This window comes from Pantoea sp. y20, assembly GCF_054903455.1.
In genome coordinates, this window is sequence record NZ_JBUBNJ010000002.1 from 593,033 (window position 1) to 618,977 (window position 25,945).

The 25,945-nt window shown below is 55.5% G+C and carries 22 protein-coding genes; 11 read left to right on the top strand and 11 right to left on the bottom strand.

Annotated features, from left to right (window positions below; all coding sequences use genetic code 11):
- Positions 1 to 247: 247 nt before the first annotated feature.
- The 3 genes from ACYAC5_RS22580 to ACYAC5_RS22590 are packed head-to-tail and all read left to right on the top strand — an operon-like array spanning position 248 to position 3,245.
- The gene (locus ACYAC5_RS22580; protein ID WP_101761773.1) at positions 248 to 793 is read left to right on the top strand and encodes a GNAT family N-acetyltransferase; all 546 of its coding nucleotides are present in this window, start codon (positions 248 to 250) and stop codon (positions 791 to 793) included.
- Positions 790 to 1,932, top strand: coding sequence for an amidohydrolase (locus ACYAC5_RS22585; RefSeq protein ID WP_312463859.1), 1,143 nt, complete (start codon positions 790 to 792; stop codon positions 1,930 to 1,932). Before ACYAC5_RS22580 ends, ACYAC5_RS22585 begins: the two co-directional genes overlap by 4 nt.
- Positions 1,932 to 3,245 carry an MmgE/PrpD family protein gene (locus tag ACYAC5_RS22590; protein ID WP_312463858.1) on the top strand — a complete coding sequence of 438 codons (1,314 nt, stop codon included), beginning with the start codon at positions 1,932 to 1,934 and terminating at the stop codon, positions 3,243 to 3,245. The genes ACYAC5_RS22585 and ACYAC5_RS22590 overlap by 1 nt, the downstream gene beginning before the upstream one ends.
- On the opposite strand, the gene ACYAC5_RS22595 is transcribed toward ACYAC5_RS22590, so the two are convergent.
- Positions 3,242 to 3,466: a hypothetical protein gene (locus ACYAC5_RS22595; protein ID WP_007890034.1), complete on the bottom strand. Its 225-nt coding sequence runs from the start codon at positions 3,464 to 3,466 to the stop codon at positions 3,242 to 3,244. The two genes, ACYAC5_RS22590 and ACYAC5_RS22595, sit on opposite strands and share 4 nt — an antisense overlap.
- Before the next feature lie 114 nt (positions 3,467 to 3,580).
- Positions 3,581 to 3,703: a hypothetical protein gene (locus ACYAC5_RS22600; protein ID WP_255421536.1), complete on the bottom strand. Its 123-nt coding sequence runs from the start codon at positions 3,701 to 3,703 to the stop codon at positions 3,581 to 3,583.
- A gap of 329 nt (positions 3,704 to 4,032) precedes the next feature.
- Here ACYAC5_RS22600 and ACYAC5_RS22605 point away from each other — a divergent pair, with 329 nt between their 5' ends.
- Complete coding sequence (locus ACYAC5_RS22605; RefSeq protein WP_462063127.1) at positions 4,033 to 7,743, top strand: FAD-dependent oxidoreductase; 3,711 nt, start codon at positions 4,033 to 4,035, stop codon at positions 7,741 to 7,743.
- 98 nt (positions 7,744 to 7,841) lie between these two features.
- Here ACYAC5_RS22605 and ACYAC5_RS22610 read toward each other — a convergent pair whose 3' ends face one another.
- The 6 genes from ACYAC5_RS22610 to ACYAC5_RS22635 all read right to left on the bottom strand — a co-directional run bounded on the left by ACYAC5_RS22610 (position 7,842) and on the right by ACYAC5_RS22635 (position 13,457).
- Positions 7,842 to 8,207, bottom strand: a complete 366-nt coding sequence (locus tag ACYAC5_RS22610) for a type II toxin-antitoxin system PemK/MazF family toxin (RefSeq protein WP_217548016.1) — start codon at positions 8,205 to 8,207, stop codon at positions 7,842 to 7,844.
- Complete coding sequence (locus ACYAC5_RS22615; protein ID WP_110867195.1) at positions 8,207 to 8,479, bottom strand: AbrB/MazE/SpoVT family DNA-binding domain-containing protein; 273 nt, start codon at positions 8,477 to 8,479, stop codon at positions 8,207 to 8,209. The genes ACYAC5_RS22610 and ACYAC5_RS22615 overlap by 1 nt, the downstream gene beginning before the upstream one ends.
- An 87-nt stretch (positions 8,480 to 8,566) precedes the next feature.
- The gene (locus ACYAC5_RS22620) at positions 8,567 to 10,852 is read right to left on the bottom strand and encodes a molybdopterin-dependent oxidoreductase (protein WP_462063128.1); all 2,286 of its coding nucleotides are present in this window, start codon (positions 10,850 to 10,852) and stop codon (positions 8,567 to 8,569) included.
- Between the two features lie 34 nt (positions 10,853 to 10,886).
- Positions 10,887 to 11,648 (bottom strand): amino acid ABC transporter ATP-binding protein, encoded by a 762-nt coding sequence (locus ACYAC5_RS22625; RefSeq protein WP_101761347.1) that lies wholly within the window; start codon positions 11,646 to 11,648, stop codon positions 10,887 to 10,889.
- A complete protein-coding gene (locus tag ACYAC5_RS22630) occupies positions 11,641 to 12,564 on the bottom strand; it encodes an amino acid ABC transporter permease (RefSeq protein ID WP_101761346.1) in 924 nt (307 codons plus the stop codon). Before ACYAC5_RS22630 ends, ACYAC5_RS22625 begins: the two co-directional genes overlap by 8 nt.
- Entirely contained in the window at positions 12,561 to 13,457 is an 897-nt protein-coding gene (locus ACYAC5_RS22635) for an ABC transporter substrate-binding protein (protein ID WP_110867191.1), read from the bottom strand. The genes ACYAC5_RS22630 and ACYAC5_RS22635 overlap by 4 nt, the downstream gene beginning before the upstream one ends.
- 659 nt (positions 13,458 to 14,116) lie before the next feature.
- Between ACYAC5_RS22635 and ACYAC5_RS22640 the strand changes: the two genes are divergently transcribed.
- Complete coding sequence (locus ACYAC5_RS22640) at positions 14,117 to 16,288, top strand: TonB-dependent siderophore receptor (protein WP_462063420.1); 2,172 nt, start codon at positions 14,117 to 14,119, stop codon at positions 16,286 to 16,288.
- A 39-nt stretch (positions 16,289 to 16,327) separates the two neighbouring features.
- On the opposite strand, the gene ACYAC5_RS22645 is transcribed toward ACYAC5_RS22640, so the two are convergent.
- Positions 16,328 to 17,242, bottom strand: a complete 915-nt coding sequence (locus tag ACYAC5_RS22645) for an alpha/beta fold hydrolase (protein WP_312463854.1) — start codon at positions 17,240 to 17,242, stop codon at positions 16,328 to 16,330.
- 169 nt (positions 17,243 to 17,411) lie between these two features.
- Between ACYAC5_RS22645 and ACYAC5_RS22650 the strand changes: the two genes are divergently transcribed.
- Positions 17,412 to 18,329, top strand: a complete 918-nt coding sequence (locus ACYAC5_RS22650; RefSeq protein WP_462063129.1) for a DMT family transporter — start codon at positions 17,412 to 17,414, stop codon at positions 18,327 to 18,329.
- A 2-nt stretch (positions 18,330 to 18,331) separates the two neighbouring features.
- Here the strand turns inward: ACYAC5_RS22650 and ACYAC5_RS22655 are convergent, their stop codons facing one another.
- Positions 18,332 to 19,219, bottom strand: coding sequence for a MurR/RpiR family transcriptional regulator (locus ACYAC5_RS22655; protein ID WP_462063130.1), 888 nt, complete (start codon positions 19,217 to 19,219; stop codon positions 18,332 to 18,334).
- A gap of 196 nt (positions 19,220 to 19,415) precedes the next feature.
- Between ACYAC5_RS22655 and ACYAC5_RS22660 the strand changes: the two genes are divergently transcribed.
- The 4 genes from ACYAC5_RS22660 (at position 19,416) to ACYAC5_RS22675 (ending at position 24,110) form a co-directional block, all read left to right on the top strand.
- Positions 19,416 to 21,545 (top strand): TonB-dependent siderophore receptor, encoded by a 2,130-nt coding sequence (locus ACYAC5_RS22660; protein WP_462063131.1) that lies wholly within the window; start codon positions 19,416 to 19,418, stop codon positions 21,543 to 21,545.
- Between the two features lie 40 nt (positions 21,546 to 21,585).
- Positions 21,586 to 22,695 carry an ABC transporter substrate-binding protein gene (locus tag ACYAC5_RS22665; protein WP_309837923.1) on the top strand — a complete coding sequence of 370 codons (1,110 nt, stop codon included), beginning with the start codon at positions 21,586 to 21,588 and terminating at the stop codon, positions 22,693 to 22,695.
- A 116-nt stretch (positions 22,696 to 22,811) separates the two neighbouring features.
- The gene (locus ACYAC5_RS22670) at positions 22,812 to 22,964 is read left to right on the top strand and encodes a con-10 family general stress protein (protein ID WP_101761338.1); all 153 of its coding nucleotides are present in this window, start codon (positions 22,812 to 22,814) and stop codon (positions 22,962 to 22,964) included.
- A 249-nt stretch (positions 22,965 to 23,213) separates the two neighbouring features.
- Positions 23,214 to 24,110 (top strand): SDR family oxidoreductase, encoded by an 897-nt coding sequence (locus tag ACYAC5_RS22675; RefSeq protein ID WP_101761337.1) that lies wholly within the window; start codon positions 23,214 to 23,216, stop codon positions 24,108 to 24,110.
- A gap of 35 nt (positions 24,111 to 24,145) precedes the next feature.
- Here the strand turns inward: ACYAC5_RS22675 and ACYAC5_RS22680 are convergent, their stop codons facing one another.
- Positions 24,146 to 25,051 carry a LysR family transcriptional regulator gene (locus tag ACYAC5_RS22680; protein ID WP_462063132.1) on the bottom strand — a complete coding sequence of 302 codons (906 nt, stop codon included), beginning with the start codon at positions 25,049 to 25,051 and terminating at the stop codon, positions 24,146 to 24,148.
- Between the two features lie 147 nt (positions 25,052 to 25,198).
- Here ACYAC5_RS22680 and ACYAC5_RS22685 point away from each other — a divergent pair, with 147 nt between their 5' ends.
- Positions 25,199 to 25,945 carry an SDR family NAD(P)-dependent oxidoreductase gene (locus tag ACYAC5_RS22685; RefSeq protein WP_462063134.1) on the top strand — a complete coding sequence of 249 codons (747 nt, stop codon included), beginning with the start codon at positions 25,199 to 25,201 and terminating at the stop codon, positions 25,943 to 25,945.

Genomic DNA, 25,945 nt, shown 5'->3' on the forward strand with positions numbered 1-25,945 from the left:
TTTTCTGCATACTACGGTAAATAACGATTTAAGCAATGCAAAAGGGGCGATTTCATTTTCACAAATTCGCATTAGCTTAGTTATTTTTCACATATAGCGGGGAATGGCTTTGCTGGTAATCTGAACCCTTATAACAGACGAGTACCTTGCGTAGAGGCGCAATTTATTGCGCGATGAATCGCGCCGCTATGGAAGGTGCCTGTTTTTTGATTCTCCGCCTGATGGCGGTTTTTTCCCGGGAATGTCTATGTCACTTGAATTTCGTCAGGTTAGAGAAGACGAGGTGGAAACCTATCAGGCGCTGATGCATGCCGCGTATGCACCCACGCTGGCGCTCGGTATTAAATTTGATGCCGCCACCGCCGATCTTGCCAAAACGCTGCGTCATCTGCAGAGCCACGGTGTTTATGCCCTGTATGCCGATGATGTGATGGTCTCATCTGTGACCGTACGCTATCCGTGGGGACCGCTGCCCGGCCCGTTTGGCCTGCCGCATATCGGCTGGTTTGGCGCGCATCCCGATTATCCCGGCCAGCAATTTGGTCGTCAGGTGCAGGATCGTCTCGAGCAGGAGATCTTGCTGGGCCAGTTACGCGCGCCTGCGGTGTCGCTCGGCACCGCCACTAGCCATCCGTGGCTGATCGAGATGTACAAAAAGCGCGGTTTCCAGCTGATGCACACCACCGATCTCGGCAAAGGGCATATCACGCAATATATGAAGAAAGTACTGGATGAAAGCGCGCACGATGCGTGGTTAACACGCCAGGCGGCACAACAAGGAGTAAAAGCATGAGCCAATCTCTCGACACCTTAGGCGAACAGCTGATCGCTTTCCGCCATGAACTGCACCGTTTTCCCGAGCTCTCCAATCAAGAGTTTGAAACCACCGCACGAATTCGTCAGCAATTAGAGCAACACCAGATTCGCGTGCTGGATCTCCCGCTCAAAACCGGTTTAGTGGCGGAAATTGGGGCGGAAAGTGGCCCATTGATGGTGTTACGCTCCGATATTGACGCGCTGCCGATTGAAGAGCAGTCAGATGTGAGCTTCCGATCTGAACGTCCCGGCGTGATGCACGCCTGCGGCCACGACTTTCACAGTTCGGCGGCGCTGGGGGCAGCGATTCTGCTCAAACAGCAGGAAGATACGCTGCCAGGTCGCGTGCGTATTCTGTTCCAGGCCGCTGAAGAGACCGGCCAGGGCGCGCCCGACGTGGTCGCGACCGGCGCGCTGGATGATGCGGTGGCAATCTTCGGCATCCACAACGATCCGTCGCTGCCGCCAGGCGTGATTGGCAGCAAAGCCGGTCCGCTCACCGCCGCAGTCGATCGCTTTGATATCAGCATCACCGGCATGGGTAGCCACGCCGCCAAACCGCATCAGGGTAACGATCCGATTGTGATTGCCGCGCAAATTGTCTCGGCCGCACAAACGTTGATTAGCCGCAATGCCCCATCCGGCGATAACGCGGTGGTCTCGATTACCCAGATTCACAGCGGCAGCACCTGGAACGTGATTCCTGATAGCGCCTGGCTGGAAGGCACGGTGCGCTCCTTCTCGCAGGAAACGCGCGAACGTCTGGAGCAGCGCTTCCGTGAAATCGTGCAAGGTATCGGCGCCGCTTTCGCCGCCGAGGTGAAATTCAACTGGCACGCGGGTCCGCCATCGGTGGTAAATGATGCGCATTGGGCGGATTTTGCCTTGCAGCAGGCCAGCGCCAGCGGCTTTGAGGCGCGCGTGGTGGAAGCCAGCCCAATCGGCGAAGACTTCGCGTTCTATCAGCAACAGCTGCCGGGCGCGTTTATGATGATTGGCACCGGCGAGCCTTATGCGCTGCACCATCCGGCGTTTCGCATCAATGATGATGTGCTGCTGCCGACGTCGCGCTATCTCGCCAATCTGGCGGTCGCAGCGCTGAAGAGCCTGAGCTGATGAGCCTGACTGCCGCGCTGGCTGAGCGCATTGTTCACAGCCAACCGGACGCCGCCGCACGTGATGCGGCGCGCGAAGGGGTGCGTGATTTCCTCGCCGTCAGCTGGCCGGTGCTGCAAGGTCAGGTGCCAGACAGCGGATTACCGGCGCTGCGCAGCGTATATGGCGACGGCAGCGCGCGAGCCAACGCGCTGCTGCTCGGATATGCCAGCCACGCGCTGGATTACGATGATTTCCATGCGGATTTTCGCGGGCATCCCAGCGTTGTGATTCTGCCTGCGCTCTTTGCCTGGCAGCAGTTGCAGCCCTCTGAGCTGGATCAGTTTCTTGATGCCTATGCGGTCGGCGTGGAGGTTGCCGGACGTTTAGGCCTCGCCGTCAGCCAGCAGCATTACGCTTTAGGTCATCACAATACCGCGACGATTGGCACAGTTGCCGCTGCCGCCGCGCTGGCGCGTTTGCTGGCGTTAGATGTGGCTGCCACCGCAACGCTGCTCGGCATCGCCACCACGCAGGCCAGCGGCTTACGCGCGCAGTTTGGTTCGGCGGTAAAGCCGCTGCATGCCGGGTTTGCAGCTGAACGCGCGGTGAGCGCCGCACAGCTGACGCTGGCAGGCTTTGATGGCAAGCAGGACGGCGTGATTGACGCTTTCATCTCCGCCACCAGCAATGGCCAGGCGCAGCCGGAAAAACTGATTGAGCATTGGGCGCAGCCGTGGCGCATCGTCGCGCCTGGGCTGGAATTCAAACCCTTCCCCACCTGCGCCGGTACGCACAGCGCCGCCGAAGCCACGCGCATCTTGCGCAATCAATGGCTGGCGAGCGGTAAATCACTGGAAAGTTTGCTGGAAAACATTATCGAGATTAGCGTGGCGTTTCCGCCGGGCGGTGATATTGCGGCATCGGTGCGCGTGCCAACCAACGGCATCGAAGCGCGTTTCAGTCTGGAATATGTGATCGCCGCGATGCTGATGTATGGCGATTTGCGTTTGCAGGATTTTGCCGAAGGCGAGTTGAATCAAGAGGTGATGCCGCTGGCAGCAAAGGTGCGTCGTATGCCAGATGAAGGTGCGCCACCGGATGCGATTAACCCGGCGCTGCGTTTTCATCTGGTGACGATTACGCTACGCGACGGCTTGCAGATGCAGCATCACCGCACACGTCAGCAATCGCTGGCCGATGCGGTGGATGTCGCAGGCAAGCTGCGCGCGGCACTGCAGCAGGAATCCTCGCTACGTCAGCAACAACTGCTGAACAGCAGCGAGTTGGCTAACAGCGCGCATCTGGCGCAGTTAACCCAGTTGCTCGCTTAAAGCGTTTCGACCGGCTCCAGCGCATCCTGAATGGCATCGGCCAGATTTGCGATCTCATTGGCAACCGCCTGCAAATCCCACGATGCCTTTGATCCGCTGGCAGAGGTTGAGGCGCTAACTGACTCTTTTGCCACCGCTAATGCCGCCGCAACCGCAACGGTGCGTTTATGCTGCTCAACCGTGACGCCAATCGGTGGCTGTGTGAAATAGTCGTTGACCATCGTATCTCTCCCTTAAGTGTTAAAAAAATAAATGAATCCTGGAGAGGTATTATGGGGGAATTACAGCAGAGTGCACTCTAAATAGTGAGCCGCCAGCGGCGGCTCGACCGATTTTCAGATTTTAGGTTGCTGATCTTCAGGGAATTCAGTATCGCGGGGTAAATCATCATCTTCGTCAGGTAATGTTTCATCATCACCTGGCAGTGGAATTACATCATCATCTGGACGTTCTGACATACGTACCTCCGTAAACCCGAATTGGGTTAATTAAAGTGTAGTAATGAAATAAATTAAACATCGCCCTTCTTTTCATTATGTGAGTTAAGCGTAAGAAAACGCGCAACAATAATATCTTCATTTCTTTGCACCGCTTCACTTAAATAAGAAAAACTCACGCTGGGCTTATTTTCTTTTCAGCTTAGCCATTTGCGCTAAGCCAAAGCGTGGTTATAATTTGAATTAGGTTCAACAGTCGATTTCCCTGGTTGCCTTAAATGGCGCCCCTATAACACGATTAACTTCTTTTATTTATTGCTATTTCCTGAATGTTATTCCGGGGGAACTCCATGTCGCCATTTTCCAGCTTTTGGCAAGCCGGTTATGAGGGAGCGGATCATATCAATCCCTTCGGCGAGCGGCTTTCAATGAATGCTTTGACCGACCATTTATCGCAATACCATAACGATTACGCCGCGCTGCAGCAGTTTGGCATAACCTCCGCCCGCGAAAGTATTGGCTGGCGACTAGCGGAAATGGAACCGCAAACCACGCTCGAAAGTTTAAAAAAACGCATGAATTCGGCGCGCTCCTTTGGCGTGCAAATTAACTGGACCTTTTGCCATTACGGCTGGCCGGATGACTTAACCTTATTTTCCAGCGAATTTGTGCCGCGCTTCGCCGCTTTTTGTCAGCGCATGGCGCGCTTTCTCGCGGAATATTATGAAGACGCACCCATTTATTCGCCGATGAATGAAATCTCGTTTATGGCGTGGGGAATTTCTGTCGGCCTGTTTGGTAATAATGCCCATAACGATCCCGATGAGATTAAACGTCAATTGATTCGCGCCACGCTGGCGGGTTGCGCCGCCATTCGCCTTGCAGATCCGCGTGCGCGTTTCCTGCACTGCGACCCGATTATTCACGTGGTGCCGGATGAAAACAGCGATGCGTGTCGGCAGCACACCCGCGAGATCAACGCTTCGCAATATCAGGCGTGGGACATGATCGCCGGTTTGCGCGAGCCGGAACTCGGCGGCAAACCGCACTATCTCGATGTGGTTGGCGCCAATTATTACCACAGCAATCAGTGGCTCACCGGGTCGGGTTGCCTGCTGGAGTGGCATCTGGGCGATACGCGCCGCGTGCCGCTGCATCCGCTGCTGGCGCAGTTAACTGAGCGTTACCAGCGGCCCATTTTGCTGGCGGAAACCAGCCACGTCGGCAGCGGACGCGCCGCCTGGATTTCACAAGTAACCGCAGATGTCGCGCAGGCACAGCTGAACGGCTGTGATATCCGCGGCATCTGTCTTTATCCGATTATCGATCGCCCACTTTGGGAAGATCTCGAACACTGGCCACGCAGCGGATTGTGGGATGTCGATCCCCACAAAAAGCGCCTGCTGAACCCGGTTTATGCCGCGTCATTACAGCAATCACAACGATTATTAGCCCGTTTTCAGGGTCTGATCACCGCGGCCAGCAGGCCAGAGGAAAGCGTCATGAAACAATCCGTATTAGTGGTATTCAGTCATTTACGTTGGGGATTTGTCTTTCAACGTCCACAGCATCTGTTGTCGCGCCTCGCCCAGTTCCACCGCATTGTGTTTATTGAAGAGCCGATTTATCAGCCCGGTGAAGCCGCGTTACGCCAATATCAGCCCGCACCAAACGTGACGGTGATCGAACCGCATACCGATGTGGCCGCGCCTGGCTTTCACGATAGCCAAATCGCCGTGCTGCAACCGCTGCTGGCTGAACTGCTTGATGACGATGAAACGCCGCTGGTGTGGTTTTATACGCCGATGGCGCTACCGCTGCTGGCCTGCTTTACACCGAGCGCGATTATCTATGACTGCATGGATGAACTCTCCGCCTTTAACCAGGCGCCGCGCCAGCTTCAGCAGCGTGAATCGGCGCTGTTGAGCCGCGCCGATTTGGTGTTCACCGGCGGCACCAGCCTGTATGAAGCGAAGAAACATCGCCATCCGCAGGTTTTCTGCTGCCCAAGCAGCGTCGATGCGGGACATTTCGAACAGGCGCTGGACCGCACTAACAGTCATCCGCTGCAGGAAAACCTGCCAAAACCGCGCCTCGGCTATTACGGCGTAATTGATGAACGCCTCGATTTGACGCTGATTGCCGCGCTGGCCGATGCGCATCCCGACTGGCAGATCGTGATGGTCGGTCCGGTGGTGAAAATTGATGCCGCCAGCCTGCCCCAGCGCAGCAATCTGCACTGGTTCGGCCAGCAACCGTACGCCGCCTTGCCGCACTTTCTCGCCGGCTGGGATCTTTGCCTGATGCCGTTCGCGCTCAATGCTTCGACGCGCTTTATCAGTCCTACCAAAGTGCTGGAGTACATGGCAGCGCAGCTGCCGATTGTCAGCACCGCGATTGCCGATGTGGCGCGACACTATGCCGACGTGGTGAGCATCGCCGACTCGCATCAGAGCTTTGTTCAGGCCTGTGAAGCGGCGCTCAGCATGCCGGTGGAAACCCGCTATCAGCTAGCGAAAAACATGGCGACACGCGTTGCGGAAACCTCGTGGGATCGCACTGTCGATGAGATGCAGGCGCATATCGTGGCGCTGACCCAACGTCAGATTTCCCATCCCAAAATAGCCGCCGCCCCTCCGCCCGCGCTGGCGCACAACACCGTTGCGTGCTTGATTTTGGGGGCCGGCCCAACGGGGTTGAGCGCCGGTTATCACTACGGCGCGGGCGCAGTGGTGCTGGAGAAAAATGCCACCGTGGGCGGCTGGTGCCGTTCGGTCGTGGATCAGGGATTCACCTTCGATCACGCCGGCCACATTATGTTCTCCAACGATCCTTACGTGTTGCGCCTGTACGATATCCTGCTGGGCGACAATCAGCACTGGCAAACGCGTGAAGCTTGGGTTTACAGCCATGATGTTTACACCCGCTATCCGTTCCAGTCGGCGCTGCATGGTTTGCCTGCCGAAGTGATTGGCGAGTGTGTGTTAGGCGCGATTGAAGCGCGCTATGCGTCGCCTCCCGCTTTACAGGCGGTGGCCACCGAGGCGCGGCGTGATTGCTGCGCCGATGGCGCCATCCCGGATGGTGAAAGCCTGGTTTGTCAGCCGGAGAGCGAAGATTTCGAAAGCTTTATTTTCCGTACCTGGGGCAAAGGCATCGCCCGCCATTTCGCCCTGCCGTATAACCAAAAACTGTGGAAAACCCCGCTGGTGAATATGGAAACCTCATGGCTCGGCGGACGCGTGCCGCTGCCCGATTTGGAGCAGATCATCTCTGGCGCGCTGGCGCCGCTGGATAAGCCGGTCGGCCCTAATGCGCGCTTTGGCTATCCGCTGCGCGGCGGTTTTCAGGCGCTGATGGAAGGATTTCTGCCACATCTGAACTGCACGCTGGAGATGGAAGCAGGCGTCAGCGAAATTCAGCCGTTGCAACGGCGCGTGCTGTTAAGTGATGGCCGACAGTTTCATTATGACCAGATGATCAGCACCTTGCCGCTGCCAGAACTGGTGCGATTGATGGGCAGCTTTGCACCAGAAGCGGTGCAGAAAGCGGCGAAGCAACTGCGTCATATCTCGGTGCGCTGCGTCAATCTGGGCATTGGCCGCGCCAATATCAGCGACAAACACTGGATTTACTATCCCGGCAACACGCTGTTCCACCGCATCTTTTTACAGGGCAACGCCAGCCCGCACTGCAATCCAGAAGGCGGTTTTGGCCTGACCTGCGAAATGACCTATCGCGACGATCAGCCGCTTCCTTGCGAAGGCGATGCGTTGATTGAACGCTGCATTGCGGATTGTATTCGGGTCGGCATCATCAATGCCGATGATGAGATCGTTACCGCCAGCGAAGTGGATATGCCTTACGCCTATGTGGTTTATGACCATCAACGTACCGCCAACGTCACGCTGATTCGCAGCTGGCTGGCAACGCAAGGCATCCATCTTTCCGGGCGCTACAGCGAATGGGAATATTACAACTCGGACCACGCGTTCCTCGCCGGTAAACGTGCAGCGGAAACGGTGAAAGATTTGACCCATAACCGGAAAACCACGGCGTGAGATGAAAAAGCTAGTCAGTTAGGGTGAACGGGGCGGCATTCATGAATGGCGTCCCTACGATTGTCATCGTGATTTTCGTAGGGTGCGCATTCAGCTTTTTAACGCGGATCAATCAAATCCACTACCATCGACAGGATTTCATCCATGACGTGCGATTCAACTTTCGCGGCGAAACTTGCCTTCCGCGCGGTCAGGTCAAGAGAACGAAGTTGGTAGCACAACGCTACGCCAGTTACGCTGCCGGTATCCGTGCTGCTGCCATCCAGATACACCGCAACAGCACTCGAGCGTGATGCGCCGCCACCGCTGGTTACCGGAATGCAAACCGCTGTCCCTAAAGCAGCGACGAGTTCCCGCCGTGAAATCACCAGATAATAATGCGGCCCTTTAAACTCCCTGCCTTCAACGGGATCACCGTTGACGTGCCAGATTTCACCTAACTGCGGAACTCTGCGCGATATCATCAGATAGCCTCCTTGCCCTGCGGTTTATCCTGCAAATCGTCGCTGACGGCTTCATTAAACTGGCGAATCTCTTCCTGATCAATGCCAGCTAACAGTTGGTCCATCGTTTTCCTGCCGCGTGCGAGCCGGTTAACAGGTTTGATGTTGATTGACTCGTCAGTTGCAGTGACATCTAGCTCAATCCCCACATGCCAACCCGCTTTGGTCGCGATGTCACTGGGAATCGTTAGCACAACGGCTCCGCCTTGCTGACGCAGTTTGGTTAAAGCCATACATCCTCCAAAGTGTAACTTTGTCACACTGAGTCTATCACTCGGTGAGACAAAGTCACACTTTGATTTATTGAGATGCATCTGCTTTTAGGCAGGCGGAATAAACGCCTGAACCGGCGTCACTTCGCCGCGATATTTCCGCACCTGCACGACGGTGATTTGCCCGCTGCAACCTTGTGCCAATGAAGACGTGCCGATATCCAGCGTCAACACATTGGGATTACCGTGACGGCACAGCGGACGCAGCGCGGTAGGATCGACGGGATCATACCAGGCGCCGGTCGGCAACTGCACCACGCCGCGCATGATGGTTTCGGTGAGACGCGCACTGGCGAGCACGTGGCCGCGCGCGTTGTAGAGCTCGATAATATCGCCATCATTAATGTCTGACGCCGCCGCATCCGCCGGATGCAAACTGCACACTTCGCGGCCATGGCGTTTGCCGCTCAGGCTGTAATCACCAAAATCGAGCTGGCTGTGCAAACGCGTCGCCGGCTGATTGGCGATCAACCAAAACGGATGATCGGGATTCGGTTTTTGCTGCGGTTCACGCCACACCGGATGTCCCGGACAGTTTTCGTAGTTAAAGCTGGCGATGGTGGCAGAGAAAATTTCAATTTTCCCGCTCGGCGTCGGCAGCGGCGACGCTTCCGGGTCGGCGCGGAACGCGTTGATCATACGGCCGCCGTCTTTCAGCTGCGGCAACTCCAGCACGCCTTGTTGCCAAAACTTCTCGAAGTCGGGGATCTCAACCTGATGCGCCGCCAGCTTTTGCTGCAGCTGGGCGTAATGATGCTGCAACCAGCCGCGCGTATCGCGCCCTTCGGTGAAGGCCTCTTCGCGGCCTAAACGGCGCGCCAGCTCGGTGAAAATCGCGTAATCATCTTTGGCTTCACCGAACGGTTGCGCCACCGGTTGCATGGCAAACAAGTGGCGATCGGTGGGTGCGCCGCCAATGTCTTCGCGCTCCAGCGTCATGGTGGCTGGCAAAACGATATCGGCATGGCGCGCGCTGGCGGTCCAGGCGATCTCATGCACGATCAGCGTATCCAGCTGACAAAAAGCCTGACGCAAGCGAGCGAGATCCTGATGATGATGGAACGGATTGCCGCCGGCCCAATATGCCAGACGGATGTGCGGATAGGTTAAGCGGCGACCATTGTAATCAAACGGCTTGCCGGGATTGAGCAGCATATCGGAAATTCGCGCCACCGGAATCAGGCGATCGATACCGTTTTTGCCCTGCGGTAGCGCCGGAAAACTCACCAGATTGTGATGCTTACCGTAATGGCCTAGCGCACCCAGCGCATAGGTGTAGCCACCGCCCGGCAAGCCTGGCTGACCAAGCGCAGCCGCCAGCACCAATCCCAGCCACACCGGCTGTTCGCCGTTTTCGGCGCGCTGCAAGGCATGCGCCACCGTCACCAGCACGCGTTTGCCGTGCAGCTGGCGTGCAAAATCGCTGATGAACACAGCACTCACGCCGCAAATTTCTGCTGCCCACGCCGCATCGCGCGGCGTGCCATCCTCTTCGCCACGAATGTAGGCCGCCATTTCTGGCCAGCCCACGGTGTAGCGCGCGAGGAAAGCCTCATCGGTCAGCTGTTCAGCGATCAATACCGATAACACGCCGAGGATGAAGGCCGCGTCAGTGCCCGGACGCAGCGCCAGCCATTCGCCCTGCGCTTCTTCAGGGAGATCGCTTTGCAGCGGGCTGACCGAGATAAAGCGAGTGCCGCGCTCAGCCGCCTGCTGCATAAAGCCGCGCTCGGTATGTTCGCTCAAACCGCCGCTGGCGACCTGCGAGTTTTTCAGCGCCAAACCGCCAAATGCCACCACGATTTCGCTGTGCTGGGCGATCTCTTCCCAACTGACGCCGCGACGGGCAATTTCATTCATGTCGCCGACGATATGCGGCAGCAACACCGACGCGGAGCCGGAACTATAGCTGTTGACTGAACGCACGTAGCCGCCGAGCGTGGTGTTGAGGAAGCGATGCACCTGACTTTTCGCGTGGTGGAAGCGCCCCGCGCTTGACCAGCCGTAAGAGCCGCCGAAGATGCCTTCCGGGCCGTACTTATCGCCGACGCGTTGCAGTTCGCGCGTGACTAGCGCGTAAGCTTCATCCCAGCTCACCGCGACGTACTCATCGTTGCCACGACGATCGTCCGCGCCCGGGCCGTTCTCCAGCCAGCCACGGCGCACCATCGGACGGGATACGCGCGCCGGATGGTTTAACGCAGTGTGGAAATTTTGCAGCAGCGGGCTGGGATCGGGATCGCCCTTGAACGGTTCGATGGTGAGCCGATCGCCCTGTTGCTGGGCATGAAAAGCGCCCCAATGGGCGCTGTGCATTACCGGTTTTTGCGTCATCACTGTTCCTGGCATCAAAAAAGAAAAACGGTGCCTAAAGCACCGTTGCAATAAAGTTTCTTACGCGCCCGTTTTCCGGGTCGTCGAGCACTTGCTGGGTTGGCCCCGCCGCCACGATTTTGCCGCTTTCCATAAACACAATGTTGTCAGCAACCTCGCGCGCAAAACCAATCTCATGCGTCACCACCACCATGGTGATGCCGGAGTGCGCCAGCTGTTTGATCACCTGCAGCACTTCGCCAACCAGTTCGGGATCGAGCGCTGAAGTGGGTTCATCAAACAGCATTACGCCGGGATCCATCGCCAGCGCGCGGGCAATCGCCACACGTTGCTGCTGTCCTCCGGAGAGATTCTGCGGCCACTCATCTTCGCGGCCAGACAAACCCACTTGCTTCAGCAACGACAGCGCTTTGCTGGTCGCCTGCTGACGACTCTGCTTCTTGACGCGCATCGGCGCATCGACGATGTTTTGCAACACGGTACGGTGCGGGAACAGGTTGAATTGCTGGAACACCATGCCGATTTCGGCACGCTGACGCGCAACTTCACCGCTGCTTAACTCGTACAGCGCCTGGCCTTTCTGCTTATAGCCGATGATCTCGCCGCCGATGCGAATGGTGCCACCGTCCAGTTTTTCCAGGTGGTTGATGCAGCGCAGCAGCGTGGATTTCCCCGAACCCGACGGCCCAAGGATCACCGTGACTGAACCGGCCGGAATATCCAGATTCACTTCATCCAGAATGGTGACGCCAGAGAAGCGCTTAGTGACTTTACGTAAGGCGATCGCTTCACCCATTGCTGACGCTCCTTTCTGCTTTTGGCGCTGAGAAGCCCGGCAGCGATTTCAACAGGCTGCGTTTTTCCCGGCGGGAAACGCCACGGCCAAAATAGCGTTCCACATAGAACTGACCCACCGACAGCACCGAAGTCATCAGCAGATACCACAAGGTAGCCACCAGCAGCAGCGGAATCACTTCATAGGTGCGCTGGTAAATAATCTGCGCCGAAAACAGCACGTCCTGCAGCGAGATCACTGAGACCACCGCCGTGGTTTTCAGCTGACCAATGATTTCGTTGCCAGCGGGCGGCATGATGGCGCGCATCGCCTGCGGCAGCACGGTGTGACGGAAAATCTGCGAAGGGCGATAGCCGAGCGCACGCGCGGCTTCCAGCTGGCCGTTGCCGACGCTTTGGATACCCGCACGCACAATTTCGGCGGCATAGGCAGATTGGTGCATCACCAGCGCGATCACTGCCGCACTAAATGGGCTCACCAGCGCGTTCGATTGCGTGCTCCAGACTTCGCCGAGGCCCGGAATCGACAGAGCGATGGTGGGATAAAGCGCCGCGATGTTGTACCACAGGAACAGTTGCACCAACATCGGTACACCACGGAAGAACCAGGTGTAGAACCAGCTCACGCCCACCAGCACCGGATTGGAGGAGAGGCGCATCAGCGCCAGCACCGTACCGAAGGCAAAACCCAGCACCACAGAGATCGCAGTGAGCTGCAGCGTCATTAATACGCCTTGCAGGATCGATTCGCCGGTAAAGTTCTCCGCAATCACGCTCCATTCGAAGCGTGGATTATTAATCATCGAGTTCGCCATCGCCACCACGCACAACAACACGACCAGCGCACTCAGCCAGCGTCCGTAGTAACGTTTGCCGACGATTTTCAAATCGCCGGTGTGGTCGTGAATGTCACTCATTGAAAGATTTCCTGATTGCGTTTGGCTTGTTTAACAGCACCAAAGCCGATGCCCCAGTTGTCGAGGATCTTGTTGTAGCTGCCATCTTTGATCAGCGAGTTAAGCGCGGCCTGTACGGCGGGCTCCAGCGCGGAATCTTTCGGGAAAGCGACGGAAACGGGTGCGTCATGGACGGTGATCTCACCGCTCATGGTCAGCGGTTTAATCACCTTCACCTGCCACAGCAAACCTTCATACGGGCCGAGGAACATTGGCACGCGACCGCTTACCACCGCCTGCACGCCAGCTGGACGATCCGGGAAGACGGAGACTTTGATTGGCTTTTTACCCGCCGCTTCACAGGCTTTGCTGGCGTCTTCAAGGCGCGTAACCTGAGTGGTACCGGAACCGGCGCCCACTTCTTTACCACAGACATCGGCCAGCTCTTTGAATGGCGCGATGTTGGCATCTTTACGCGAGATAATGCCGAGGCGGCTGGCATCGTAATAACCCACGAAGTCGATGATTTTGGCACGCGCTGGCGTGGCGTTAATATTGGAGAGCGCCACATCGTAACGACCGGTTTTCAGGCCTGGAATGATGTTGTCGAAACCGCCGGTGTCGCGCCACTGAACCTGGATTCCCAGACGCTCGCCCACGGCATTCATGATATCGATTTCACGGCCGGCCAGCGTTTTGTTGTCTTCTTTATAGAAGGTGGTTGGCGGCGTGTTGGGGTTGGTTCCGGCAACAATATAGCCCCGTTTCACCACATCCGCAGGCAGCAGGCTTTTCAGCGCAGGATCGGCCTGCACATGGATTGAGCTGTCAGTTGGGACGTTTTCATCGGCGGCGAACGCGGTGTGTGCACTCAGCGCGAGCGCAAGAAGAGTCATGCCTTTGGCGAATTTCACTGGAACCTTTCTCCTGATTTATAAAAAGTTTCCCCACAGGGAAAAGGCGTTGAGGTAGCGATGGTTTTGTCTCCTGACTCACCTCGTGCGAACGGCGTGCGGTGAGTGGAATTGTCATCCTCATATACCCTAAATAATTCCAGCTGCAACAAGGCGGCAAGTGTGTGAATCCCCGGGAGCTTACTTAAGTAAGTGACTGGGGTGAACACGCGGAGCCAACGCAGTTGCGGCTGAAATTATGACGGGTATTTACGTCCCGATTAGCATTCTCTGGAAGATAGATAACAATCACAAATGCGAAAAAAACATATCTATTGCCGAAATATGGCAATAGCCGCTAGCACGGTTGCAAGGCGGGATTTCCGCCCGAGATTTGGCACGTAACACTCAGCAGAATTCAGAATATGCTAGTGAATCAATAGCCTGCTTATCCAGTATTCATCGACACATTTCTTCTTACTCATAACGGTTTCTTCTAAGCAAATGAGAAATTCCCCTCTCCGCAACTCATACCCCGCAACCGAACAACCTTTGTAAAGGTTTGTATTGTCAGGCATGTTGCCGTCTCACTGAATAGACAATGAGAACCGTTATCATTATCATGCGCATTTACTTACAATTGTTAACGTTACAGGGAGAAAACTTAAGTGAATGTAACCATGCGTGGCAAAAAGCGTCCAATTGCGCTTTTTTTAGCGGGAATGCTAACGTCGCCTGCCTTTGCAGCTGAAACCACCGAAAAGCTGGCTGACGATGAATCAATGATCGTCACCGCCGAGCAGGAGCTGAAACAGCAACCGGGCGTGTCCACCATCACCGCTGAAGACATCAAAAAAAATCCCCCTGTTAACGATCTCTCCGACATCATTCGCAAAATGCCCGGCGTAAACCTTACCGGTAACGGCGCCAGCGGCAGCCGCGGCAATAACCGGCAAATCGATATCCGTGGCATGGGCCCGGAAAACACCCTGGTGATGATCGATGGCGTGCCGGTTTCCTCTCGTAACTCGGTGCGCTACAGCTGGCGCGGCGAGCGTGATTCACGCGGCGATACCAACTGGGTGCCAGTTGAAATGGTTGAGCGCATTGAAGTGATTCGAGGCCCGGCCGCTGCTCGATACGGTTCTGGCGCGGCGGGCGGCGTGGTGAACATCATTACCAAGCGTCCCACCAACGACTGGCACGGCTCGCTGTCGCTCTATACCAGCCAGCCGGAAAATAGCAAAGAAGGCGATACCCGACGCGCTAACTTCAATCTCAGCGGCCCGCTGGCCGGTGATGCGTTGACCATGCGCCTGTACGGCAACATCAACCGCACCGATGCCGATGCGTTCGATATCAACACCGCAGAAAACGGTTCATACGCGGCGGGCCGTGAAGGCGTGCGCAACAAAGACATCAATACCGTGCTGTCGTGGAAAATCACGCCGCTGCAAATCATCGACTTCTCCTGGGGCTACAGCCGTCAGGGCAATATTTATGCCGGTGACACGCAGAACAGTAACAGCAACGCCAGCACCGACGGTTTAGTGGAGTCGCTGTACGGTGATGAAACTAACCGCATGTATCGCCAGAGCTACGGCATCGCGCACAACGGTATCTGGGATTGGGGAACCTCGAAGCTCAATTTCAACTACGAGAAAACCAATAACACCCGCCTGCAGGAAGGCACTGCCGGGCGTACTGAAGGAATGATCAACAGCGATACGTACGCCACCAGCCGCCTGGAAAGCTATCGCGCGGGCGGAGAGATCAACTTCCCGCTGCAGCTGCTGGTCGATCAAACCGTGACGCTGGGCGCGGAGTGGAACCGCGACGAGCTGAACGATCCAGCATCAATGCTTGCGGCCAGCGCGAGCGGCGTGAATTTGCCAGGCAGTTCTGGCGATCCATCGCAGCGCAGCAGTAAGAACAGCGCCACCATCAGTTCACTGTTCTTTGAAGACAACATTGCCGCCACCGATAGCACCGAAGTGATTCCGGGCCTGCGCTTTGATTATCACGATCAGTTTGGCGCCAACTGGAGCCCAAGCCTGAACCTCTCACAAGGTCTGGGCGACTATTTCACCCTGAAGGCCGGTATCGCACGGGTGTTTAAAGCGCCAAACCTGTATCAATCAACGCCGGGTTATCTGCTCTCCACGCGCGGCAACGGCTGCCCGATTGGGCTCAGCCAATGTTATCTGCTGGGGAACAACGATCTTGATGCAGAAACCAGCGTCAACAAAGAGATTGGACTGGAGTTCAGCAACCAGGGCTACGTTGCGGGCATCACCTGGTTCCGCAATGACTACAAGAACAAGATTGTGTCCGGCACCGAGCCGGTTTATTCCAGCACTCGCCCGGTTTACAACGTGCTGCGCTGGGAAAACGGCGGCAAAGCGATTGTGGAAGGACTGGAAGGAAATCTGACTATTCCTTTGATCGCCGATACGCTGGAATGGCGCTCCAACGCCACCTACATGTTCCGCTCCGAGAGCAAGAAAACCGGCAATCCGCTGTCGGTGATCCCGGAATTCACCATCAACTCGCAGCTGGAGTGGCAGGCGACGCAGGATCTCAGCGCCAACATCAACTGGACGCAGTATGGCCGCCAGAAACCGCGTCAGAATGTTGAGACTAATATCGATACCTCGAGCATGACGACCCAGGAAATCAGCCCGTATTCGGTGTTTGGTTTGAGCGTCAATTACGACATCAGCAAAAACCTGCGCGCCAATGCCGGTATCAATAACCTGTTTGATAAACGCATTTACCGCGAAAATTCGGGTGCTTCGACCTATAACGAACCGGGCCGCGCCTATTATGCCGGTGTGACGATGTCGTTTTGATTGAGCGGTTTTTAGTCGCCAGACATGGCGACCTGACGTTTAATTAAAAAACTCACCCAACGCCTCTGCCAGCGCCTGCGGTTGCTCATCCGGAATGAAGTGACCGCAGTGCGCGATCTTAATTCCCGTCACATCCGCAGCGAATTCTCGCAATGGTAAGGCCATATCCGGAATCGAACCCTGATCGGCGCTGATCGCCAGTAACGGCAACGCTAATTTGCCGCGCTCTTTCAGCAACGCACGGTTTTGCGCCGCCGAAACCGTCACTTCACGATAAGTCGCCATTCCGGCGCGTATCGCGCCCTTCTGCTGTAACAAACGGGTATATTCCGCCATGTCCTCATCGCCAAACACCATCGGACTGGCCGCTTTGCGTTTCAGGAACCATTCGAGATAGATCGCTTCGCGCCCTTCTATCAGCGCCTCCGGCAAATCCGGTAAGAGATGAAACGCGAAGTGCCAGGTTTTCCACGCTTTATCCGGCGTCGCGGGCAGCGATTCTGGCAACGTCACGCCAGGAATACCGGCATCAAGCAGCGCCAATTTCTTCACCTGATCGCTAAACAGCGTGGCATACGGCCAGGCAACCCACGCGCCGACGTCGTGCGCGGCGAGGTAATAGCTTTCATGACCCAATTGCTGCATCAAGCCCTGTACATTCTGCGCCAGCGATGTGGTGTCGTAGCCGCGGAGCGGTTTATCTGAGTCGCCTTGACCGGGTAAATCCTGCGCGATGATGAAATAGCGATCGCCCAGCAGCGCCATCACCTGGCGCCAGGCAAACCAGCTTTGCGGAAATCCCGCCAGCAGCAGCAACGTTTCTCCATTTGCATTGCCGCCGCTGACGTAGTGCAAACGCACGCCGTCTACCGTGGCGTAATGATGGGAAAATCCGTCTAACGCGTTGAATGGTTGCGTCCAGCCCTGTGCGTGTTTGATAACTGATGCTGACATTTTCGCTCTCCGCTCATTTAGGAAATGATCAATTCCTAAATACTACCTGATGATTGCGCTGCCTGGGAATATTTCTGCAAAGCGGTAATCAGTCGCCGTTAATAGCGGCCCGACGGAGCGGGTTATTTGCTATTCTGTGCGCGACTCTTTCTTAACAATTGTGAAACTTATGCGAACATCGGATTTGTTGCGGCTGCTGCTTTTAGCCGGTATTTGGGGTGCCAGTTTTCTTTTTATGCGCATTGCGGTACCGGCGCTGGGCGCGGTGAACACCGCGTTTTTACGCGTGTTTTGCGGCATGTTGGGTTTACTGATCATCATGGCGATGATGCGCATTCCACGCCGCTTTGAGGGCAAATTAGGTTGGGCGATGCTGCTGGGCGTTATCAACTCAGCGATTCCGTTCCTGATGTATTGTCTGGCGGCGCGCGTGCTACCGGCGGGCTATTCCGCAATTCTTAACGCCACCACACCGTTGATGGGCGTAATCATTGGTGCGGCGTTTTTCGATGAAAAACTGACGATCACCAAAGTTCTCGGCATGATAGCCGGATTCAGCGGCATCATTGTCATCAGCACCACCGGCGAAGCGCATCTGAGCAGCACTTTAATCGGAGGGATTTTGGCTTGCCTGGTCGCCACCGCCTGTTATGGATTTGCCGGTTTCCTGACCAAGCGCTGGATTGGTGCACGCGGCGTACTGGATGCCACCAAAGTGGCTTTTGGCAGCCAATTGGGTGCATCGCTGTTTTTACTGCCGGTCTTTGCCTTTAGTGCACCGCAAACGTCCGCCAGCAGCTGGCAAATCCCGGAAGTGTGGGCTTCTATTTTGGCGATTGGGTTTATCTGTACCGCGCTGGCCTACATTATTTATTTCCGTCTGCTGGCCGATATTGGCCCGCTGCGCACGCTGACCGTCACTTTTATGATTCCGCCGTTCGGGATTTTGTGGGGCTGGTTAGTGTTGGACGAGCAGATCAATCAGGGTTTTATCGGCGGTTCGCTGCTGATTGTTTGCGCGGTGTGGCTGGTGACCAGCAACGGCTTTGGCAAACGCGCCGCTGTAAACAGCAGCGCCAGCAAATAGCGTTACTTTTTGCCGGATGGCTTCAGCGATCGATTGAGATCCTGAATACGCTTCATGGTTTTTACCGTACGCGATGAGGTCGCGGAAGCCACCGACAATATCAACATCTCCAGACACACCAACACCGTTCCGTGCAGCGGCATGCGACCATTCTCGCCACCGCGCGGCACGTTAATAATGACATCCGCCTGTTTAGCGAAAGCCGAATCAAGCGCATTAGTGAGCAAAATCACCGGCATGCCGAGACGCTTCGCCTCTTTCAGCGCGGTCATGCCTTCACGATGCGCCGACTTCTGCGCCATCATAATCAGCACATCGCCGCGTTGCAGCCCAATCAACTGTTCCGCTAGCGCAATCCCAGAGCGATTGAGCGTTACCGCCGGAATACCAATGCGCGTGAACAGACGCGCGCTGTAATCCGCCAAAATCCCGGAGGCATTAATGCCAAATAGCGCCACCTGACGCGCGTCAATCAAGTGCGTTACCGCTTTGGCGACGGCTTCACGATTGTGCGGTTCGGACAGCGCATCGCAGGCATGTTTATGGCCGCTCAACACAAAATCGATGCCGGAATTGATATCGCACGACAGTTCGCTGACGGTGGCGCTCATCTTCTCTTCAGAGTTCATCGCCGGTCCAAACCAAGCGTTTAACGTGGTTTTTAAATCGCGCAAACCGGCAAAACCTAATGCCTGCACCGCGCGCACCACCGTCGCATCCGAGGTGTTAGTGGCCCTGGCAATTTCCAGCGCCGTGGCATCCAATACCACCTCGCGATGGTCGTGGATGTAACGCGCCACCGCTTGCAGACCGGATGATAATGTCGGTGCGCGCAACCGATAGCGTTCACCCAGCAAATCCACACGACTTTTAATGCTATATCGACTCATCTGCTGATTGCTCTTTAAAGTGTCAGAGTTTTACTGAAGGTTTGTAGTGAATTACCCACTTACTACTTAGATCTAAGATGTAAGCCAATGAATTTAAGATAATAAAAATGTAACGGTTTCGTAATCATTTCCATTTACTACTACATTACAACATGGTTGAATGATTCTCAATTGCATTGCACCAGGTTAATAAAGAATGAATAACAACAAGCCGTCGGCTTTTAAATCTCAACGCCATCCCGCCATTCTGGCTGCGATTTACGGCGTCAGCATTTGGGGTTCCACCAGCAGTTTTGCCGCCGAGGAGAGCAACACGCTCACCGTTTCGGCGCAGGAAAATAACGCACAAGGTTACAACGTCACTAATAGCGCGATCGGCGGTAAAACTTCTACGCCGCGCATTAACCAGGCGCAGTCGGTCAGCGTGGTTACGCAGCAGCAGCTGGAGGATTATCAGGCGTCGAGTCTTGCCGACGCGATGCGTTTTGTCAGCGGCGTTACGGAAGGCAACACGCTGGCCGGCACTGAAGATGGCTTCGTGCGTCGCGGCTTTGGCAGCAACTCGGATGGTTCGATCTATCGCGATGGCGTGCGCAGCAGCCAGGGTTTGAACTTTGATGCCACCACCGAGCGCGTTGAAGTGTTGAAAGGCTCCGCATCGCTGCTGTACGGCATCCAGAATCCGGGTGGCGTAATCAATGTGATAAGTAAAAAGCCGCAGTATGAGTGGCACAGCAAAGTCAGCGGCCGAACCTCCAGTGAAGGCGGTGGCGCGGGCACGGTGGATGTCACCGGACCGCTTGGCAACGGCTTCGCCTTCCGCCTGATTGCGGAGAAACAGAATCAGGATTACTGGCGCAATTTCGGCAGCGAAAAGCACACGCTGATCGCGCCCTCGCTGCAGTGGTTTGGTGAGCAAGCCAGCTTCCTGATTAGCTATTCAGATTATCAGTACGACATTCCTTACGATCGTGGCACCGCATTCATTAACGGTAAGCCGCTGGATATGGGCTACAAAGATCGTCTGGATGACAAAGCCAACCATGCATGGGGCCACAACAAAACCCTCAACGCCCATTATGACTGGCAGTTTAATGATGACTGGAGCACGCGCGTCACGCTCGGCTGGAACCAGCGTCAATACGATAATAATGAAGTGCGCGTCACGGCGGTCAATGCTAACACTGGCGTGGTGACGCGTCGTGCCGATGCCAATCGCGGTTTTAACCATAAAACCAAATACGTTTCGTGGGACGTGATCGGCTCACAGCAAGTGTTTGGGATGACGCACGATCTGGTGCTGGGCACCGATTACGAGATGATCCAAACCTATCGCGCGCATCAGTATCAGGGCAAAGCCAACACCGGTTTCAACTTCACCGATCCGCAGTACGATATTCTGTCGCCTGTTACCAACAGCAGCACCGAAAACAGCGCCAATGCCAATAACCTCAACCGCACGCACAGCCGTTCAATCTATGCCAAAGACAGCATCAGCCTGACGGAAAACTGGATTGCAGTGCTGGGCGGACGCTATCAGCATTACGAGCAACGCGCCTCGAAAGGTTTTGATCCGGTGGTGCAAACGCTGGACAGCGAAGGCAACAAATTCCTGCCGCAGGCCGGTTTGATCTACAAAGTGACGCCGGACGTTTCGCTCTACACCAGCGTGAGTAAATCCTTCACTCCATCGACCGATGTTGATGATGATGGCAACGTCGGTAAACCGGAACAGGGCACCACATGGGAAGTCGGCAGCAAGTGGCAGATTTCACCGAAGCTGTTTGCCAGCGTCGCGCTGTATCGCATCAACGAGCGCGATATGTCACTAAGCATTAACGGCACCACGCGCGCCATCAATAAAGCGCGCTCCAGCGGCGCGGAATTTGAGTTAAATGGCGAAGTGCTGCCGGGCTGGGATCTCAGCGCCAACTACAGCTACGACAAAGCCGAGATCGTGGATGACGGTGTTAACGCGGCTAATAACGGCAATCGCCTGCAGAATGCGCCGCGCCACGCAGGCGCGCTCTATCTGAGCCATAATCTGGCGATCTCCGGCATTCCGGGCGATTTCCGCGTAGGCGGCGGTGCGCGCTATGTGGGAACGCGCGCCGGCGATCCGGAAAACAGCTTTACCCTGCCCGATTATGTGGTAGCGGACAGCTTTGTCGCCTGGAACAACCAGTTGTTTGGCGAGAAAACCCAGCTGAAGCTCAATCTGAATAACCTGTTCAACAAACATTATTACCCCTCCAGCGGCGGCAATCTGCGCGTGCGTGAAGGAGAAACCCGCAACCTGATGCTCGAGGCCAGCGTTGAATTCTGATTCGATATTTGTACGACGTGCGCCAGGCTTGTCCGGCCCGATGTTGGTGGTGCTGGCCTGTTTTCTGCTGGTGCTCAGCAGCGTGGCCTCAGCAAAAACCATCACCGATATCGACGGCAATCGCGTTGAGATCCCCGATCGTCCGCAGCGTATCGTGCTGGGTGAAAGCCGCATGCTGTATACGCTGGCGTTACTGGAGCCTGGCGATCCGTTTCAGCACATTGTGGCGTGGCCGCAGGATCTGAAGAAGTACGACAGCCAAACCTGGAACAGTTTTGCCCGTCACTTTCCCCAGATGCTGAAAATCCCGTCGCTGGGTGCTGGCGGGCCGAACGCCATCAATCCCGAGCAGATTCTGGCGCTGAAACCGGACGTGGTGATTTTGCCGAGTCTGGCACGCTACGATGATGCCGACCTGCGCCTTGTCACCATGCTGAAAGCGGCGCACATTCCGGTGGTGAAGATCGATCTGCGCGTGCATCTGCTGAAAAACACCCGCCGTAGCGTGGAGATATTTGGCGAAGTGCTGAATCAGCAGGCGCGGGCAGAAGCGTTTAATCGTTTCTACCAGCAGCATATGCAGGTAATTTATGATCGCTTAGCCAGCTATCAGGGCGCGAAACCGTCGGTGCTGCTGCAACTGCATCTTGGACGCCGTAACGAATGTTGCGTGACGGCGATCAACGGCAGCCTCGGCGAATTACTCAACGCGGCGGGCGGCGACAATATCGCCAACAAAACCCAGCACGGCGTGTTTGGTCGCCTGAGTGAAGAGAGCGTGATTGCCGCTCAGCCGCAGTACTATTTTGCTACCGGCTTTGGCGATAACGCCTCGCAGGGCTTACTGAAATTAGGGCCAGACGTGGCACCCGAAACCGTGCTGACTAGTTTCAAACAGCTCACCGCGCAGCAAAACGGTTTACGCGAATTATCGGCATTGAAAAATGGTCACTCGGCGGTGATCTGGATGAATTTCTACCTCAGTCCGTGGCACATTGCGGCGACAGAATTTATGGCTAAAACACTCTATCCACAGCTGTTTGCGGACCTGGAACCCGAAAAGACCCTGCAGCAGATTTTTCGTGATTTCTTACCCATTCCCTATAGCGGCACTTATTTTATTAACATCCCGCCAGCGAGCAATAAATAATCACTTCCGCTCCGCTTGTGATTAATCCGAACCTCGCTAATCTTAAATTGCAGCACGGGCATGGCGTTGAAGCCCTTATTTCCGCCATGCAACAACAACTCACGAGAGGATGTTTTATGGCTGAGCATAGAGGCGGTTCCGGTAATTTTGCTGACGATAAAAAGAAAGCATCAGAAGCCGGTAAAAAAGGCGGAGAAAAAAGCGGTGGTAGTTTCAAAGATGACCCCGCTAAAGCATCAGAAGCAGGTAAGAAAGGCGGCAAGAAGTAGCCAACCATGTTTTAAATAGCACATAGCACCTTGGAAATCCGCCAGGGCACGGACGCCCTAAGCATTATCCCCTTCTGCAGTCGCACCTCGATAAATATTGTTAATTACCTCACGTTACTGCTGCCACTTTCTAAACCTCTTTCGTTTACCGTTTCGTCTTAATAAATCTGATTGCTCACTTTCTAACGTGACAAACATCACATTTATGCCAGGCTTAGTTTATTCACCCCATGCGACAAGGAGATATATATGACATCGCAAACCACAAATAAAACCCTTATTACTGAAACGTATCCGGTTCCGCCATTTAAAAAGCAGACGCAACCGATGCCGGGTTTGGCGAGCAAAATGGATCCCCGTCCCGATCATGGTGAAACCAGCTATCGTGGTACCGGTAAATTGACCGGTCGTAAAGCGCTCATCACCGGCGGTGATTCCGGTATTGGCCGCGCCGTGGCAATTGCTTATGCCCGCGAAGGCGCTGATGTCGCCATCAACTTCCTGCCGGAAGAAGAGGCTGATGCGGCAGAAGTGGTAAAACTGATTGAAGCTGAAGGCCGCAAAGCGGTGGCGATTCCGGGTGATATTCGTTCGGAAGAGTTCTGTCAGAAGCTGGTGGATCAGGCTGCTGAGCAGCTAGGCGGATTGGATATTCTGGTGAATAACGCCGGACGTCAGCAGTTTAATGAATCCATCCTGACACTCTCTACTGAAGATTTTGACGCCACCTTTAAGACCAACGTCTATGCGATGTTCTGGATCACCAAAGCGGCGCTGAAATATCTGCCAGCTGGATCGTCCATCATCAACACCTCGTCGGTGCAGGCGTATCAGCCAAGCGCGATCCTGCTGGATTATGCGCAGACCAAAGCGTCGATTGTCGCGTTTACCAAAGCGCTTGCGAAACAGCTGGGTGAAAAGCAGATTCGCGTCAACGCGGTTGCGCCTGGCCCGTACTGGACCGCGCTCCAGGTGAGCGGCGGACAACCGCAAGAGAAAGTGGAGAAGTTCGGTGAATCCGCACCGCTGGGTCGTCCGGGACAACCGGCTGAAATCGCCCCGCTGTACGTCACGTTTGCCGATGTGAAAAACAGCTTCACCTCCGGCCAGGTGTGGTGCTCTGATGGCGGCACCGGCACGCTGTAATCATCTTTGGGGTCGCCATTCGTGGCGATCCCGCTCTACCCGTTCAATCGTTCAGGAAACACGTCCCTCAGCCATCCGATAAACACCCGTAATCGCTGCGTAAGATGACGATTCTGCGGATAAACCACATGAAAAGGATAATTCCCCTGACGCCACGCCGCCAGAATCTCAACCAATTTCCCTGCCTGTAAATCTGCTGCCGCTGCATAGCGGAAGGTCTGAATAATCCCTAAACCCGCAACCGCTGCCGCCAAATGCGCGTTACTTTCATTGACGCCAATCCGATGCTCACTCTTAATCTCAAGCTGCTCTTCGCCCTGGGTAAAACGAAACGGAAACGCCCTGCCGCTCTGCGGTGACAAATAGCTCACCATGCGATGTCCATTTTTCAGCTCCTGCGGATAAGCCGGTACGCCATAGGTTTTCAGATAGCCCGGCGCGGCGCAGGTAATCATCTCCGCATCCCCCAAATGACGCGCCACCAGCGACGAATCGCTAAGCGGACCGCCGCGTATCACGCAATCGACGTTACCGCTGATCAAATCCACCGCGCGATCCGCAACGCCAAGATCGATACGAATGTCCGGATAGCGGGCAATGAAATCGGGCAGCGCCGGAATCAACACATCGCGCGCGGTTGAGCCGCCAATATCAATACGCAGATAGCCGCCAGGTTTGGCGCTTTCCGCATTAAACGAGTGATCGATATCTTCCAAATCGCGCACGATGCGCAGCGCTTTTTCATAGTAATCGCGCCCTTCTGGCGTCACCGTGACGCGCCGCGTGGTGCGTTGCAGCAAGCGAACGTCGAGATGCGCTTCCAGTTCCTGCACCAGTTTGCTCAGCGTGGCATTCGGCATATCAAGAGAATCCGCCGCACGCGTAAAGTTGCCCGCTTCGACGACGCGCGCAAAGGCCTTTATCGCCAATAACTGATCCATGCTGTTTTCCGCCGCCTTTAATTATCCACACACAGAAATAGTCATTTCGATTTTACACCATTTATCAGCAAACGCCGTGAAGATAGATTGCTTGTCATGCACTGCAACGCAGTCATCAAAACCTCATCACTCATTGGAGAAGCAATCATGAATGCACTCAACGGCAAAATCGCATTGGTAACCGGCGGCACAACTGGCATTGGTCTGGCATCCGCGCAGGAGTTGGCGACACAAGGCGCTCGCGTGTTTATCACCGGTCGTCGTCAGGCGGAGCTTGATGAGGCAGTCGCCAGCATCGGTGCCAGCGCCAGCGGTATTCGCGCTGATGCTGCGGTGCTAAGCGACCTCGACAACGTTTACGCAGAAATCGCCAAACAAGCAGGCCGCCTCGATATCCTGTTCGCCAACGCCGGTGGCGGCGACATGCTGCCGCTTGGCGCCATCACCGAAGAGCATTTTGACCGTATCTTTGGCACCAACGTGCGCGGCGTGCTGTTTACCGTGCAGAAGGCGTTGCCACTACTGAGTGACAATGCCTCGGTGATCCTCACCTCGTCCACCACATCGGTTCAGGGTACTGCCGGATTCAGCGTATACAGCGCCAGTAAAGCCGCAGTGCGCAACTTTGCCCGCTCGTGGGCGCTGGATGTGAAAGATCGCGGTATTCGCGTTAACGTTGTGAGTCCCGGCCCGGTGCGCACGCCAGGTTTGGGTGGTTTGGTGCCGGAAGATCAGCAGCAAGGATTGTTTGATGCGCTGGCGGCGCAGGTGCCGTTAGGTCGTCTTGGCGAACCTCGCGAAATTGGCAAAGTGGTGGCGTTTTTAGCGTCCGATGCTTCCAGCTTTATTAACGCCGCTGAGCTATTCGTCGATGGCGGTATGGCGCAGGTCTGA